At 70.7% G+C, this 12,417-nt stretch carries 13 protein-coding genes and 1 riboswitch; of the genes, 8 read left to right on the top strand and 5 right to left on the bottom strand.

Annotation, left to right across the window (positions count from 1 at the left end):
- Nucleotides 1–114 precede the first annotated feature (114 nt).
- The 6 genes from JIG36_RS03240 (at nt 115) to JIG36_RS03215 (ending at nt 7,277) form a co-directional block, all read left to right on the top strand.
- Nucleotides 115–1,110, top strand: coding sequence for a D-ribose ABC transporter substrate-binding protein (locus JIG36_RS03240; protein ID WP_203374447.1), 996 nt, complete (start codon nt 115–117; stop codon nt 1,108–1,110).
- Nucleotides 1,111–1,172: 62 nt separating this feature from the next.
- Complete coding sequence (locus JIG36_RS03235) at nt 1,173–2,054, top strand: transketolase (RefSeq protein WP_203374446.1); 882 nt, start codon at nt 1,173–1,175, stop codon at nt 2,052–2,054.
- Nucleotides 2,051–3,013 carry a transketolase family protein gene (locus JIG36_RS54610; protein ID WP_203374445.1) on the top strand — a complete coding sequence of 321 codons (963 nt, stop codon included), beginning with the start codon at nt 2,051–2,053 and terminating at the stop codon, nt 3,011–3,013. The genes JIG36_RS03235 and JIG36_RS54610 overlap by 4 nt, the downstream gene beginning before the upstream one ends.
- A gap of 214 nt (nt 3,014–3,227) precedes the next feature.
- The gene (locus JIG36_RS03225; RefSeq protein ID WP_203374444.1) at nt 3,228–4,613 is read left to right on the top strand and encodes an FGGY-family carbohydrate kinase; all 1,386 of its coding nucleotides are present in this window, start codon (nt 3,228–3,230) and stop codon (nt 4,611–4,613) included.
- The gene (locus tag JIG36_RS03220; protein ID WP_203374443.1) at nt 4,610–5,593 is read left to right on the top strand and encodes a sugar phosphate isomerase/epimerase family protein; all 984 of its coding nucleotides are present in this window, start codon (nt 4,610–4,612) and stop codon (nt 5,591–5,593) included. The genes JIG36_RS03225 and JIG36_RS03220 overlap by 4 nt, the downstream gene beginning before the upstream one ends.
- Before the next feature lie 136 nt (nt 5,594–5,729).
- The gene (locus JIG36_RS03215; protein WP_203374442.1) at nt 5,730–7,277 is read left to right on the top strand and encodes a DUF1593 domain-containing protein; all 1,548 of its coding nucleotides are present in this window, start codon (nt 5,730–5,732) and stop codon (nt 7,275–7,277) included.
- 143 nt (nt 7,278–7,420) lie between these two features.
- Here the strand turns inward: JIG36_RS03215 and JIG36_RS03210 are convergent, their stop codons facing one another.
- The gene (locus JIG36_RS03210) at nt 7,421–7,597 is read right to left on the bottom strand and encodes a hypothetical protein (protein ID WP_203374441.1); all 177 of its coding nucleotides are present in this window, start codon (nt 7,595–7,597) and stop codon (nt 7,421–7,423) included.
- A gap of 143 nt (nt 7,598–7,740) precedes the next feature.
- Here JIG36_RS03210 and JIG36_RS03205 point away from each other — a divergent pair, with 143 nt between their 5' ends.
- Nucleotides 7,741–8,949, top strand: a complete 1,209-nt coding sequence (locus JIG36_RS03205) for an amidohydrolase (protein ID WP_203374440.1) — start codon at nt 7,741–7,743, stop codon at nt 8,947–8,949.
- A 52-nt stretch (nt 8,950–9,001) separates the two neighbouring features.
- Here JIG36_RS03205 and JIG36_RS03200 read toward each other — a convergent pair whose 3' ends face one another.
- Both JIG36_RS03200 and lspA read right to left on the bottom strand, forming a co-directional pair.
- Nucleotides 9,002–9,616 (bottom strand): GNAT family N-acetyltransferase, encoded by a 615-nt coding sequence (locus JIG36_RS03200; RefSeq protein WP_203374439.1) that lies wholly within the window; start codon nt 9,614–9,616, stop codon nt 9,002–9,004.
- Nucleotides 9,617–9,627: 11 nt separating this feature from the next.
- Nucleotides 9,628–9,727, bottom strand: a riboswitch (SAM riboswitch).
- Between the two features lie 26 nt (nt 9,728–9,753).
- Nucleotides 9,754–10,311: a signal peptidase II gene (gene lspA, locus JIG36_RS03195; RefSeq protein WP_203374438.1), complete on the bottom strand. Its 558-nt coding sequence runs from the start codon at nt 10,309–10,311 to the stop codon at nt 9,754–9,756.
- Between the two features lie 131 nt (nt 10,312–10,442).
- Between lspA and JIG36_RS03190 the strand changes: the two genes are divergently transcribed.
- Nucleotides 10,443–11,015, top strand: a complete 573-nt coding sequence (locus JIG36_RS03190) for a hypothetical protein (protein WP_236045671.1) — start codon at nt 10,443–10,445, stop codon at nt 11,013–11,015.
- On the opposite strand, the gene JIG36_RS03185 is transcribed toward JIG36_RS03190, so the two are convergent.
- Complete coding sequence (locus JIG36_RS03185) at nt 10,989–11,777, bottom strand: hypothetical protein (protein WP_203374436.1); 789 nt, start codon at nt 11,775–11,777, stop codon at nt 10,989–10,991. The two genes, JIG36_RS03190 and JIG36_RS03185, sit on opposite strands and share 27 nt — an antisense overlap.
- 152 nt (nt 11,778–11,929) lie before the next feature.
- Nucleotides 11,930–12,415, bottom strand: a complete 486-nt coding sequence (locus JIG36_RS03180) for a BON domain-containing protein (RefSeq protein WP_203374435.1) — start codon at nt 12,413–12,415, stop codon at nt 11,930–11,932.
- Nucleotides 12,416–12,417: the final 2 nt, after the last annotated feature.

The raw sequence follows: 12,417 nt of genomic DNA, 5'->3' as shown, positions 1-12,417 counted from the left end.
CCGCACAGCTTCACGACCCAGCCGTACGACCCTTCTGTCTCACCCGCATCGCCTTCTGCAGCCGCACGACCCCCTCTCTCACCCGCACCGTCGCACGTGAAGGGACAAATCCTCATGAAATATCTTCCCTCCCGCAGAGCCTTCATCGCCGTCGGCGCCGCCTCCGTGCTCGCCCTGTCCGCCTGTGGTGGTGGCGACGACTCCTCGTCGTCCGGCAGCGGCGAAAGCGCGGCCCCGGCCGCTTCGAAGCTGATCGTCATCATCACGCCGTCACCCGACAACGTCTTCTTCAAGGCCGAGCAGGACGCCGCCGACGCCCAGGCCAAGAAGCTCGGCTACGAGACGCTGGTGCTCAGCCACGACGACGACCCGACCAAGCAGAGCCAGCAGTTCGACACCGCGATCAGCCGCAAGGCGGCCGCGATCATCCTGGACAACGCGGGCGCCGACGCCTCGGTCACCGCCATTCAGCGGGCCAAGGACGCCAACATCCCGACGTTCCTGATCGACCGGGAGATCAACAAGACCGGCGTCGCGGTCGCCCAGATCGTCTCGAACAACGCCCAGGGCGCCGGCCTCGGCGGCCAGGAGTTCGCCAAGCTGATGGGCAACAAGGGCGAGTACGCCGAGCTGACCGGCAAGCCGACCGACACCAACGCCGGTGTCCGGTCCAAGGGTTACCACGGCATCCTCGACCAGTACCCGGACCTCAAGATGGTCGCCCAGCAGAGCGCCAACTGGGACCAGGCCGAGGCGCTGCAGAAGACCCAGACGATCCTGCAGGCCCACCCGAACATCAAGGGCATCATCGCCGGCAACGACACGATGGCCCTGGGCGCCTGGGCTGCCGTGCAGGCCGCCAAGAAGGACATCGTCGTCGTCGGCTTCGACGGCAGCCCCGACGTCGTCTCCTCGATCCAGAAGAAGGGGATCAAGGCGACCGTCCTCCAGCCCGCCAGCAAGATCGCGGAGATGGCCGTCGACCAGGCCGATGCGTACATCAAGGCCGGCGGCAAGACCGACCAGCCGGAGAAGCAGTCGATCGACTGCGTGCTCGTGAACCCCGACAACGCCGACTCGGTCAAGAACTTCGCCGTCGAAGGCTCCTGACCTTCTTCGGGGCGGGCCTTCTTCTCGGGCCCGCCCTTCACCACCCGCAGAAAGGCACACCCATGCTGGTCGCCGACCCTGGTACCGCCGCCGCCTGGCGCCGATTCCGGCAGGAGTTCTCCGACTCCGGCCCCGAGCGCCGCCGCGAGATGCTGCGGGAGCGGGCCAACCAGTCCCGAACCACCGACCTGCACATGATCGGCCGGGCCGGCCTGGGCCATGTGGGCGGCGACATGTCCGTCCTCGACATCCTCACCACCCTGTTCTTCTCGGTGCTGCGCGTCGACCCCGAGAAGCCCGACTGGGCCGACCGGGACCGGTTCGTGCTCAGCAAGGGACACACCGCCGGGGCCCTGTACGCGACCCTGGCCGCGGCCGGATTCTTCCCGACCGCCGAGCTCGACACGTTCGCCGGGCCGCTCTCCGCCCTCAACGGCCACCCGAACCGCGTCAAGGTTCCGGGCGTCGAGACCAACACCGGCCCGCTCGGCCACGGCCTGCCGGTCTCGGTCGGCATGGCGGTCGCGGCCCGGCTCTCCTCCTCGTCGCGGCACGTCTACGTGGTTCTCGGCGACGGCGAACTGCAGGAGGGCAGCAACTGGGAGGCCGCGATGACCGCCGGGCACCGCCACCTGACCAACCTGACCGCCGTGGTCGACCGCAACCGTCTGCAGCAGGGTGCGCGCACCGAGGAGACGAACACGCTCGACCCGCTGGACGACAAGTTCCGGGCGTTCGGCTGGGACGTGCTCGAAGTCGACGGCCACGACCATCTGGCCCTGTACGACGCGTTCACCGCGCCGCGCGGCGAGCGGCCCACCTGCGTCATCGCCAACACCACCAAGGGAAGAGGCGTCTCCTTCATGGAAGACCGCGTGGAGTGGCACCACAAGGTGCCCTCGGCCGAGCAGATCGTCGCCGCGTCGGCGGAGCTGGCCCGATGAGCGCGCCGGTCGCCTCCGTTCCCGAGACCTTCGACTGCCGCGTCGCCTTCGCCGAGGAACTGAGCGCTTTGGCACGCGAGGATGAGCGAATCGTCGCGGTGTGCAACGACTCGGTCGGATCGAGCAACCTCGTGCAGTTCCAGAAGGAGTTCCCCGACCGGCTCATCAACGTGGGCATCGCCGAGCAGGACATGGTCGGGGTCGGCGCCGGGCTGGCGCTCAGCGGTTACATCCCGTTCGTCTGCGGCGCGTCGCCGTTCCTGACCGGGCGCGCGCTCGAACAGATCAAGGCGGACGTCGCCTACAGCCAGTCGCCGGTGGTCCTGTGCGGCATGAGCCCCGGGATGGCGTACGGGGAACTCGGTCCCACCCACCACTCGATCGAGGACCTGTCGTGGCTGCGCGCGATCGCCGGTCTCGACGTGGTGGTGCCCGCCGACCCGGCCGAGACCCGTTCGGCCGTGCGCTGGGCGGCGAACGCGGCCCGGCCGGCCTTCCTGCGCGTCGGCCGTTTCAAGGTGCCCGCGGTGACCGGTAACCGTCCGTTCACGTTCGGCGCGGCGACCACCCTGCGCGACGGCTCGGATGTCACGGTGGTGGCGGCCGGAACCATGGTCTCGCGCGCGCTCGACGCCGCCGCGGAGGCCGCTGAGCAGGGAGTGTCAGTGCGCGTGCTGAACATGTCGACGATCGCGCCGCTCGACGAGGACGCGATCCGCCTCGCCATGCGCGAGACCCGCGGAATCGTCACCGCGGAGGAGGCCACCACCACCGGCGGCCTGGGCGCGGCGGTCGCGGCCGTCGTCGTCACCGAGCGCACCCCGGTGCCGATGCGCATGCTCGGCATCCATCGCGAGTTCGCACCCACCGGCACCACGGCGTTCCTCCTCGAACACTTCGGCCTGACCGCCGCCGACATCCGCCAGGCCGCTCTCGCCCTGGCCCACACCGATGCCTGACTCTCGCTCCGGCGCTGACGGTCTCCCCGGCAACGCGGGCGCCGCCGAGCGTTCGAGCGGTGGCGAGCGTTCGAACGCTCACGACCGTTTGCACGCGGATGAACGCGACCGTTTGCGCGCAGACGAGCGTGAGCGTTTGCGCGCGGATGAGCGTGAGCGTTTGCGCGCGGATGAACGTGAGCGTTTGCGCGCGGATGAACGTGAGCGTTTGCCCGTGGACGAGCGCGACCTCGTGCTTGCGATCGATCAGGGGACCAGCGCGACCAAGTGCCTGCTGGTCGATCCCACGGGTGCGGTTGTGCGGAGCGGGTCGGCGCCGGTGCCGATTCGCTATCCACGGCCGGGGTGGGTCGAGCAGGACGCGGACGAGATTCTGGACAGCGTTCTGGCGGCGGCCACGGCCTGTCTCGAGGGCGTCGACCGGGGGCGGGTGCGGGCGGTCGGGTTCAGCACGCAACGCGAGTCGGCGGTCGTCTGGGACAAGCGGACCGGCCGCCCGGCGGGACCGGTGCTGGGGTGGCAGGATCAGCGGGCCCAGCCGATCTGTGACGCCCTGCGGGAGAAAGGACAGGCTTCCCGCGTACGGGAAATCTCCGGTCTTCCGCTCGACCCGATGTTCAGCGCGGCCAAGTTGCGGTGGCTGCTCGACCGGACACCCGACGCGGCGGTCGGGACCGTGGACTCGTGGCTGCTGTTCGCGCTGACCGGAAGCCACCAGATCGAGTCGGGCAACGCCTCCCGCACGCAGCTGTTCGACGTCCGGGCCGGGGCGTGGAGCCCGGAACTGCTCGACATGTTCGGGATTCCGTCGACCGCGCTGCCGGCCGTCACGCCGTCCTCCGGTGACCTCGGTGTCATCGGGGAGCGCGGGGGAGTGCTGGCGGGGCTGCCGATCACCGCCGTGCTGGGGGACTCGCACGCCGCGCTCTACGCGCACGGGCCTCAGATCGACGGCGGCGTCAAAGTCACCTATGGGACCGGGTCGTCGGTCATGCGCCTGGGTGCGGTCGATGACACCGGTGTCTGCCTGACGGTCGCCTGGAACGACGAGCCGGCCGCCGAGGGCAACATCCGGTCGTCGGGGGCGACGGTGGCCTGGCTCGCCGACTTTCTCGGGGTGTCGGCGGGACAGATCGGAAACCTCGCCGCCGAGGCGTCCAGCGACGGCGTGTTCCTGGTGCCGGCCTTCGGCGGGCTGGCCGCGCCCTGGTGGGACGACACCGCGGTCGGCCTGATCAGTGGCCTCACCCTCGGATCCACACCGGCCCAGGTCGCCCGGGCCGCCGTCGAGTCGATCGCCCATCAGGTCACCGATGTCATCGACGCCATGGGGGCGGTCGACCGGGTGCTGGCCGACGGCGGCGCCAGCGCGAACGACACCCTCATGCAGATCCAGGCCGACCTCACCGGCGTGCCCGTCCGGCGCGCCCGCACCGCCAACCTGTCCGCCCTCGGCGCCGCGTTCCTGGCCGGAGGCTTCACGCCGCCGATCTCGTACGACGAATTCCGTCCCCAGCCGGGCGACTTCAGTGCGCAGCGCACCGCTTGGCGCGCCGCCGTCGCCCGGGCCCGCACCCCTCGTGATGGGAGCCCCGCATGACCGAGTACCCCCGCTTCGGAGCCGGCCTGTGGCACTTCGCCACCTACGTCGACCGTTACGCCAGCGACGGCTACGGACCAGCCCGCACCACATTGGATGCCATCGAACTGGCCGGGCAGGTCGAGGACCTGTCCGTGGTCGACCTCAACTACCCGTTCACGCCCGGCGTCGGCCTCAGCGAGGTCAAGGACGCCCTGGCCGCGCAGGGGCTGTCGGCCATCGGCATCACCCCCGAGATCTACCTGCGGAGGTTCAGCCGGGGCTCCTTCACCAACCCCGATCCCGCCGTACGGAAAGCCGCTCTTGATCTGATGCACGAGGCGGCCGGGATCGTGCGCGAACTCGGGGCCGACTACGTGAAGATCTGGCCCGGTCAGGACGGCTGGGACTACCCGTTCCAGGTCGACCACCGGACACTCTGGAAGCTCGCGGTCGACGGCATGCGCGAGCTCGCGGGCGCGCACCCCGACCTGAAGTTCGCCATCGAGTACAAGCCGCGCGAGCCGCGCGTGAAGATGACGTGGGACTCGGCGGCCCGCTCGTTGCTCGGCATCCAGGAGATCGGGCTCGACAACGTCGGCATCCTGCTCGACTTCGGGCACAGCCTCTACGGCGGCGAGTCACCGGCCGACGCCGCCCAGCTCATCATCGACCACGGCCGCCTCTACGGCATGGACGTCAACGACAACCTGCGCGGCTGGGACGACGACCTGGTCGTCGGCACGGTCCACCTGACCGAGATCTTCGAGTTCTTCCACACCCTGCGCAAGAACGACTGGGACGGCGTGTGGCAGCTCGACCAGTTCCCGTTCCGGGAAGACAGCGTGGACGCCGCCAACACCGCGATCGGCACGCTGAAGCGGATCCACCGCGCGCTGGACCGGCTCGACACCGCCGGGCTGGCCGAGGCGCAGGAGCGGCAGGACGCGATGGCCGCGCAGCGGATCGTGCAGAACGCCCTGTTCGGTGAGGTCGACTGACCCCTCGCCGAGTGCTCATGCCGGTCGGGCTTGCCGTCCGCCCGAGAGCCTTTCCGCGGCGCCGTAGCCCTTTCCGAGTAGCAGTAGCCCTTTCCGCATCGCCGTAACCGTTCCGCCGAGTAGACCGGGAGATCTCATGCGTATCCACCGCGCGCTCACGATCGCGGTCGCCGGAATCGCGGCCGCCACCACCATGGCCGCGCCCGCCTCCGCTTCCCCCGCCGGCCGTTCCGATGCCGGGCACTCCGCCGGCAAACCACGCACCGTCGTCACGACCGACATGGAATCGGACGACATCGCCTCGCTCATCCGCTACATGCTCTACACCAACGAGCTCGACACCCAGGGCATCATCTACAGCAGCAGCAAGTTCCACTGGGCCGGCGACGGCCGGGGGACCGAGTTCTTCCTGCCCAACCGCGAATACACGACACCGCAGACATCGTGGCGCTGGACCGGCTCGACGACGATCGAGGACACGATCATCCCCGCGTACGCGAAGGTCTATCCCAACCTGCGCAAGCACGACCCGGCCTATCCGTCCCCGGCCCGCGTGAAGTCGCTCGTCCGGCTGGGCAACATCGCCTTCGAGGGTGAGATGGCGGCCGACACCCCCGGCTCGAACCTGATCCGGGACCTGTTGCTCGACCACGACCGGCGGCCGCTCTATCTGCAGGCCTGGGGCGGCACGAGCACCATCGCGCGGGCGCTCAAGTCGATTGAGGAGCGCTATTCGTCCTCGCCCCGGTGGGCGGGTGTGAAGGCGGCGGTGTCGGCCAAGGCGGTCATTCTGGCCAGCGGTTTCCAGGACGAGACCTACGCGAACTACATCTCGAAGGCGTGGCCCGCGCTGCGCGTCGAGGAACTGTCGGCCGGCTACGCCACGTGGGGCTTCAACTGCAACAACAACGGCCAGGGCAACGTCCGGGGCCTGCCCGCCGACCGCGTCTACTTCACCGGCGCCTGGATCCGGCGGAACATCCAGATCGGCCCGTGGGGTTCGCTCTACCGGTCCTGGCTCGACGGCCAGACCACCCCCGGCGACCCGCTCGACGTCTTCGGCGACCCGGTCAAGGCGCCGGGCGGCTGGTGCAAACCGATGGCCCCGTACGACTTCCTGTCCGAGGGCGACAACGTCGTGTTCAACCAGTTGCTCCGTACGGGCCTGCAGAACCCGGCCGACCCGGCGATCGGCGGTTGGGGCGGCCGCGCATACCAGGTCTCGGCCTCGCCCGACCTGTGGCGACTCGTCCCCGCCGAGAAGGATGTCACCGGTGTCGACGTGCCCAACCTGACCACGTTGCGCTGGGCCGCGGCCGCCCAGAACGACTTCGCCGCCCGCATCCAGTGGACCCTGACCCCGCGCCGTTCCCAGGGCAACCACCCGCCGTCGGTCCGGATCGTCACCGGTGACACGGTGCGGGCCCGCCCGGGAGCCACGGTGTCCCTGGCCGCGAAGCTGTCCGACCCCGACGGCAAGCGCGTGACACCGGCGTGGTGGCAGTACCGCGAGGAAGGCACCTATCCCGGCCTCGTGACCATCACCAGCCGGGGTTCGTCCGCCACCGTGAAGGTCCCGTCGGACGCCCAGCCCGGCCAGACCATCTCGGTGATCCTGCAGGGCACCGACAGCGGGACGTTCCCGCTGACCCGCTACGACCGGGTCACGATCCGGGTGATCTGACCCAGCTTGTGAGAGGCGCTGCTCCGGTCGGCGGGCAGCGCTTCTCCCGGCTGCGTTTCGGCCCGCCCGGCGCATCCGGTCGGCGGGGCAGCGCCTTTCCGGGCTGCGTTTCGGCCGGCGCGGCGCATCCGGCCGCGGACCGGCTATCTGGGACGATCTGATGTGCGCGGCCGGTGCCAGACGTCGGCGAACCAGACCACGACCGCCAGCCCCAGCAGGACGGCCGGCCAGCCGACCACGTCGACCAGCACGATCAGGGCGGCGGCCGCGACAACGGCGGCCCGCATCAGGACCGCCGGCGGAACCGTTGAGAACCTCACTCCCTCATGGTCCGCCGCCGTCGCTTCGCCGGGCACCGAATCGTGACTACCGGCACGATGTGGTGTTCGTTGCCTTTCGCCAGGCCCGGGACATTCACACCGGCCGGGGCCGGGCCGGGCGCTCCGGGGCGTAGCGTCCAACCATGGACTCGAAGAGGCTTCGGGACGTCTACGAGGATCTGCACCGCCATCCGGAACTGTCGTTTCAGGAGCACCGGACGGCGGGCGTCGCGGCCGACTGGTTGCGGGAACATGCGTACGGGGTCGTCGACGGTCTTGGTGTCACCGGTGTCGCGGGTATTCTGCAGCGCGGGGACGGGCCGGCGGTCTGGTTGCGGGCCGACATGGACGCGCTGCCGGTCGGCGAGGAGACCGGTCTCCCGTACGCGAGTGGGGTCGACGGTGTGTCCCATGCCTGCGGCCATGACATGCATGTCACGTGGTTGATGGGGGCCGCCGCCGAACTCGCGGCGGCCGAGGACTGGCGCGGCACGGTGGTCGCGGTGTTCCAGCCGGCCGAGGAGTTGGCCAAGGGCGCGCAGGCGATGGTGGACGACGGCCTCGCCGAACGCGTTCCCCGGCCCGAGATCGTGCTCGGCCAGCACGTCGCGCCGCTCCCGGCCGGCATGATCGGGCTGACGCCGGGGCCGATGTGGGCGGCCTCCGACTCGCTGCGGGTCACCATCCACGGGCGGGGCGGGCACGGCTCGCGGCCCGAGACCACGGTCGACCCGGTGGTCATCGCCGCCGCGACCGTCCTCCGCCTGCAGACGATCGTCTCCCGCGAGGTGTCGACCACCGAGACCGCCGTGGTCACCGTCGGCGCGATCCAGGCCGGGGCCAAGCACAACGTCATTCCCGACAGCGCGACGCTTCTGCTCAACGTCCGCACGTACGACCCGAAGGTGCGCGACCGGGTGCTCAACGCGATCACCCGCATCGTCCGGGGCGAGGCCGCGGCCGGCGGTGCACCCCGCGACCCGGAGATCGTGATCGAGGAGTCGGCGCCGACGCTGACCAACGACGTGGCGGCGGCCGAACGGACCCGCCGCGCGCTGGAACCGGTGGCCGGCCCGTTCGGAGTGGTGAACCCCGGTCAGTTGCCCAGCAGCGAGGACGTCCAGGTCCTGGCGACCGCGGCCGGGTCACCGATCACGTTCTGGCTGGTCGGCGGCGCCGATCCCACCCCGTTCCGCGGCGCCACCACGGTCGAGCAGTTCATCGAGGTCGCGGGTCGCATCCCGTCCAACCATTCCCCGCTCTACCACCCCATCCCCGAACCGACGATCGCCGCCGGCGTCACCGCCCTGGTCTCAGCGGCCCGCGAGTGGCTCGGAGATCGCGCCCGCTGACCGGCGTCCTCGTCCCGTCAGCGACGGTTTCGGGCGGGGCGAACCGGATCGGTCATCGCTTCGTGGCCAGTCGACGCCGCAGATGGTCGCGGCAGGCGGGCCACTCGGGTGCGATCACCGAGAAGATGGCCGAGTCGCGCAACCGGCCCTCCTCACCCGGTGCCCACGAACGCGACCACCGGCGCAGCACCCCCTCGAACGTCGCGCCGGTCGCGGCGATGGCCGCCCGGGAACGGGTGTTGCGGGCGTCGGTCTTCAGATCGACCCGCTCGACGTGCCAGCTCTCGAAGGCGTGGCCGAACAGCAGCAGCTTGGCCTCGGTGTTGATGCCGGTGCCCTGCGCCGCGGCGGCCAGCCAGGTGAAGCCGATCTCGATGGCGTACAGCTCGCCGGTGCCCGGCCGCCGTCGCGGATCCCAGTACGCGGTGGCGCCGACCGCCCGCCCGGTCTCCACTGCGATCTGCGCGTACGGCGTGAGGACCCCGCCCGCCGCCCGTTCGAGTTGCGTGTCGATGTAGCCGGTCACCTGCTCGGGCGTCGGGACCCAGGTCCAGCCGTACGAGTCCCGGTTCTGGGCGGCCGCCGCGGCCAGGTCACCGGTGTGGTCGTGGGTGAGGGGCTCGAGGCGTACGAAGGAGCCTTCGAGGACAGGCTGCGGCAGGCGCACGGAACACTCCCGGTCGTGTCTTGCCCGGCACCCGGGCGCCGGACCTGGTCATCACCCGAAGCACCCACCCATGACAAGGGGTGGCCGGCCTTTACGCCGGCACTCGTGACCGTCGGACGCTATCAGGGACGTCGCAGTCAGGTCGCGCTCGAATTCCGGACGGCTGGGGCTGTGCGGGGGCGGCCGGTCAGCTCGAGCAGGACCGCCAGCACCACGCCGGCGAAGAGGCAGCTGTCGGCGACGTTGAAGACCGGGAAGTACTGGGCGTCGGGACCGAAGACGCTGATCATGTCGACCACGTGACCTCGGAACGGGCCCGGATCGCGGAACAAGCGGTCGAGCAGGTTGCCCAGCGTGCCGCCCAGCACCAGGCCGAGCGCGACCGCCCACGGTGTCGAGCGCAGCCGCAGCGCCATCCAGCCGATCCACCCGCAGACGGCGATGGCGATGAGCGGGAACACCCAGGTGTGCCCGGCGCCGACGCTCCAGGCCGCGCCGCTGTTGCGCCACAACGAGAGATAGACCAGGCCACCGAGGATGCGGACCGGCTCGCCGGTGTTCAGCCCGTTGGTCGAGAGTTCCTTGACGAGCTGATCGAGCGCGACCGCCAGCACGGCCACGGCCCCGAGCACCGCGACCGTCCTCGGCGAGGGACCCCGCTCGGCCGTGAGCGTGGGCGATCCGGCATCCGTCATCGTTTCGTCCTCCGCTCGCAGGCGACACACCGCCGCGTCGCTACAACTACCACATGGGAGGAGCCCGGCGGCCGGTGGCGGTCGTAAACGGATCGACCGGGGCCGGCGGTGATGGATAGCGTCGCGGGGTGATGCGGTATCAGTACGTCGGACCGCCGGAGATCCGCGAGGAGGCCGGCGCTGGGGAACCGGCTGTCCCGGTGTGCCACGAGGGCGAGCCGCCCGCTGTGGAACCGGTCGCTTCGGGATTTCCCGGGGGCGAGCCGGTGACGTACGTGGTAGGGCTCGACGGGTGGCTTCGGCTCGCGCCGCGGCGCAGCGAGCACGTTGTTCTCGCCCGTGGGGAGGATGTGCTGGCCGCGGGGGAGATGACGTTCGACGTGGACGGCCGGCGGGTTCTGGCGGTGTCGAACCAGTCGACCGGCTACTGCCCCGACCCCGACTGCTGGCCCGCCGTGGCCGAGGCGCTCGACCGCCTCGGCGTCGGGCACCCGGGCGACTTCACCGACAAGCTGATCTTCCGCCGCTGCCCGGACTGCGGCGAGCGCAACGTCGTGCGGGACGGCGACTTCATCTGCGCGCTCTGCGACGGCGAGTTGCCGGCGTGGTGGAACTTCGGCCCGCCACCAGCTGCCGACGACTTCGGCCCGTCACCAGCTGCCGTCGACTTCGGCCCGTCACCAGCTGCCGTTGAAGAAGGCTGACAGGGCCGCGGCGGGGTTGGCGGCTGTGGTGGCGTTGGCTACGACCACGGCTGCCATGGCCAGGGTCAGCAGGGCCGACAGGACGCCGGTCACGGCCAGCAAGCGGCGGACCGGCTTGGCCGAGCGGTCGGTGGCGGCGAAGCGGCGCCACAGCCGTACGGTGGCAACCAGCAGGATCAGCGTCGCGAAGCCGGCGATGGGGACCATCACGGCGTGGTACCAGCCGAAGTCGTCGATCATGGTGGTGAGCGACGCCGGGGTGGGGGCGCCGGTGTTCAGGGCTTCGGAGAGCTGGTGGCCGGCGTCGGCCAGGGCGGACTCGCCGGACGTGGTCTCGGCGACCATCGGCAGCAGCGAGGAGAACGGCGCGAGGGTGCCCTGCACGTTGGCCATCAAGGCCGCGGCCGACAGCAGCGCGAGCATCGTGACGACCGTCGCGGACGACTTCCACAGCGCGCCGGTCCGCTTCCAGAGCGGCACGGCCAAGGTCGCCAGCACCGCCAGGAGCGCCCCGGCGATCGCGCCCTTCACGATGTGGAAGGCGTACCAGTAGTCGACCAGGCCCTGCAGGCGCGCGTCGAGCTCGCCGCCGCCGGAACGCCAGTAACCGGTGAACGCCTCCTGCGACGCCTCGACCAGGTCGCCGTGCGAGACGAGGTGGCTGCCCGTCCACGACGACGCCAGCAGCGGCGGCACGAGCACGAACGCCGCGATGAGCGCCGCCGCGAGAACGGTCAGCAGCTGAGGCCTGTGCTGTTCCACCAAGGTTCCGTCTCCCCGCACTTTGATCGACACCGGCACTGTAGCCACCGCCGTCATCCCGGCGGCGGGCGGAAGTCAGCGCAGTCGTGCGTCGCGGTCCCGGTGGTCGCTGATGATCTGGTCGACGGGGGAGAAGGGCGGCCGGTTGCCGGCTAGCGTTTGCGGTGGCGCAGGAGGATGTCGGCCACCCACGCCAGCAGGCCCACGCCGAAGACGGCGGCGATCCAGCCGACGATCTCGATCAGGACGACGACCACCGTGACGCCGATCATCACCATGCGGGCGGCGATCGCGGCCGGGGAGCCGCGGCGGGTGCCCCGGGCCGGTTCGGTGGCCAGGCGTGCCGCCAGCTCGCCGAACTGGCGGGCCTCCCGCAGGCGGGCCTCGCCGTCGGCGACCAGGATGCCGTCGCAGAGATCCCGTACGCCGGGGGTCTGCCGCACCTCGGCCGTGATCTCGTCGTAGATCTCGGGGCTCTCCACCCGGCCGGTCAGGATGACCACGCCGTTCTGCACCTGGACCGCGAGGGGCTGGCGCCGGAAGCGGTCATCGGCCGCCATCGCCTCGGCTATGCGACGGGCGAGCTCGCTGTCGGCACCGCCCGGGTCCTCGGGCGGTGGCATGCCGAAGAGCTCCATCG

Origin of the sequence: Paractinoplanes ovalisporus (assembly GCF_016834655.1) — a bacterium.
Taxonomy (GTDB): Bacteria; Actinomycetota; Actinomycetes; order Mycobacteriales; family Micromonosporaceae; genus Actinoplanes; species Actinoplanes ovalisporus.
This window is presented reverse-complemented; position numbering and strand designations above follow the sequence as displayed.